Here is a 2,777-nt window from a genome sequence, read left to right on the forward strand (position 1 = left end):
CATCACTACGAGCAAATAACTCCGCAGCTTGTTCAATCAAATGCCGCTTCCAGCTATTGATCTGGGTCGGATGGATTCCATACCGGGATGCCAACTGCGGCACGGTTTCTTCCCCTCGGATGGCTGCTAATGCAACTTTCGCTTTGAATTCATTGGAATATTGCGCGCGTTTCTTGCTCATAGTTATTTCACTCCTTTTCTGTTTTGCCAGAGCTTAACAACCTGTCCAGTTTTTGGGTACCACTTCACCAGATGGGGGTAACCCGAAACGATCCTACAGCGGCCAACTATGCGTACGAGGGAGGTCAACCTGCGTCCCTTCACTCCAGAAGGAAAGCAGCAAGTTAACCGAACCCCTTCATCGCAACCACAGAATGAGCAAGTATGAAAGACTAATCAAATGCGTACTCACAAATGTGCTGTTATTTGGTTTTTGAGCCCCCAAGGCAAGGCGGAGAATTATTGGACATTCCGCTCTTTTCAAACCATTCTTCGGTGGTCATTGTATGCAGAAAAAGTGCATGAATAGAATGAGCAAGCTCATCAGCCAAGATACTGTTAATCATTCGATGACGAGCTAGAAGCATTTTTCCATTAAATTCATCAGAAACGATGGTCACTTTGAAATGGGATTCGGATCCCGCTACCACATTATGTTTGTGACTTTCGTTGATGACTTCCAGAAATTGTGGTTGCAATGATTGCAGTTTGGCTTCAATTATATTTTTTATTCTCATAAATATCGTCCATGTCGTTTCCTCATTTCATACTATCCTAGCTCGACAGAACCTTTTTCCGCCATCTTTTGATTCATCTCAGGCGAAAAGAACTGGTAGTTATTGCGGCCATTCTTCTTGGCATGGTACATCGCGATGTCGCTGCTCCTCAACAAGTCTTCCACATCATTCCCATCAGATGGGAACATTGCAATGCCGATACTGCCACCGATATGCAACTCTTTTCCATGAATATGGAAAGGTTGTATCAATTCATTTAATATTTTTTGTGCAACCAATTTCGCTTCCTGACTACCGGTGATATTTTGCAATAGTATGATGAACTCATCTCCGCCATGGCGTGCCGCCGTATCTTCGGTACGTATATTAGCATTAAGCCTTGCTGCTACTTCCCGTAACAGCAAATCACCTGCCGCATGCCCCAGCGTATCGTTGATGCTCTTGAAGTGATCCAAATCGACAAACAGTACCGCTGCCTGTTCCTGTGTACGGCGGTCATGCGCCAGCACCTGCTTGAGGCGGTCCTGTAGTAAATAGCGATTAGGTAGACCGGTCAATACATCATGAGTTGCCATCTGTACAATGCGCTGCTTTGCCTGTTCCCGCTCAATCCACCTCCCCAGAACACTAGCAACAGTATCAATCAAATCTTGTTCTTCCGGCAGCAAGAAAGGTTGATCTTCACTATAGATTATACGCAACCAACCATACGCTTCCCCATTGACTACGATCCGTGCTTGCAGTCTGTGCATTGAATCCTTATTGTACCGATCAGAAACAAATTGCTTATCGTCAAGCTCGATCATCACAGATGTCATTTCAGGAAATTGCATCGCCTGTATCAGCCGCGCAATGACTTTCTGGTAGAACTCACTCTCCTGGAGATTACGTTCCATATCGCGACGGATTCCATGCAAACATTGGCATTCTTTCAATCGTTCCCGCGCGCCCTTTTCCGACCTGGCTAATCTGCGCATTAGTGGTAGCACTAGCCAGGACAGCAGCAGTATCCCGATGATTATCAGCACGATAAGACTTGCAACAATGATTTTTATTTGCTCAATCATCGGCGCGTAAAATTCTTTTTTGTCTTGCATCAGCACCATGCCGAATGTACCCAGCGGGGTATATGCAGCTACTGTCGGTACTTGACGATATTCCTCTATGATGATGCCGGATTTCCCTCCCAGCGCGTGACTTATTGGCAGCGCTACACCATCGGTCAAAGGCAATAATCGTTTGAATTCTACTCCATCAACTTTGCTCAGTAGGCACGCCATCTCCTGCCCACCCACTTCCAACGGTTCGCACAACATGAGCTCGACACTTTCACCGATCTCCCTTATTTCTGTGAGATTGCGAGTAAGCTGTGGCAATCTTGTTTCCGCTGCAATGCTACCGATACGTCGCGCGTTCTGATCCAGCACATCCTTTCTAACATGCAGAGAAAGCTGATTATCGTCCCAGATCATGAACGAATCGTGGTGGGCATGCATCGGAAATTTTTGGGATTGGTTTTGGGAGAAATGACCACCTTGTATTACTTTATTGCTGTTTATATCGTAAACAGTTATCGCCGTGAAACCGGCTAATAGCAATGAATTCATTTCTCGTTTCATGTCGCGCATAGCATTAGCATTACCTGGCTGCGCATTGACTTGTAGCAAAGCCTGAATCAGGTAGGGGTAGGTGGCAATCGCATATGTATTTGTTAATCCCTCCTCAATTTGACTCTCAAGAAAGTCTGCCTTGCTCTTTAATGCGACTCCGATCCCTTTACTAAGTGAAGATTCAATTAGCGGTTTCAGCATACTATAGACTGTAAAGCCTGCAGCTAGAGTCAATCCCACCACTAACAGGCCACCTGCAATGCTGATCTTGTAGTCATCGCGCGTTATAAACAAACTGATCTCCTAGGGTCTGTTGACGTTTTAAGGTAAGTATTTCATAGATAGAAACAAACTCGTAATATTGGGGTTCCCATACCACCAACAAAACGAGTTTGCGATGCCCCGAATGATGCTCAATGATGAGTACTGG

Annotated in this window: 3 protein-coding genes; all 3 read right to left on the reverse strand. The window is 45.4% G+C overall.

Features of this window, described 5'->3' with window-relative positions; translation table 11 throughout:
* Window positions 1-181, reverse strand: a 181-nt coding sequence (locus J5I83_RS13010) for a helix-turn-helix domain-containing protein (RefSeq protein WP_304056800.1), incomplete at its 3' end; no start/stop codon positions are given.
* Window positions 182-422: 241 nt separating this feature from the next.
* On the reverse strand, window positions 423-737 hold the full coding sequence (locus J5I83_RS13015) for a BolA family transcriptional regulator (RefSeq protein WP_304056802.1): 315 nt from the start codon (window positions 735-737) through the stop codon (window positions 423-425).
* 32 nt (window positions 738-769) lie between these two features.
* Complete coding sequence (locus J5I83_RS13020) at window positions 770-2,641, reverse strand: GGDEF domain-containing protein (RefSeq protein ID WP_304056804.1); 1,872 nt, start codon at window positions 2,639-2,641, stop codon at window positions 770-772.
* Between the last annotated feature and the right edge of the window lie 136 nt (window positions 2,642-2,777).

It is taken from the genome of Nitrosomonas communis (assembly GCF_024102715.1).
Classification (GTDB): Bacteria; Pseudomonadota; Gammaproteobacteria; order Burkholderiales; family Nitrosomonadaceae; genus Nitrosomonas; species Nitrosomonas communis_B.

Excerpts from the sequence above, each read along its gene's own strand:
- J5I83_RS13015 (WP_304056802.1), bottom strand. The coding sequence starts at position 737 with ATGAGAATAAAAAATATAATTGAAGCCAAACTGCAATCATTGCAACCA.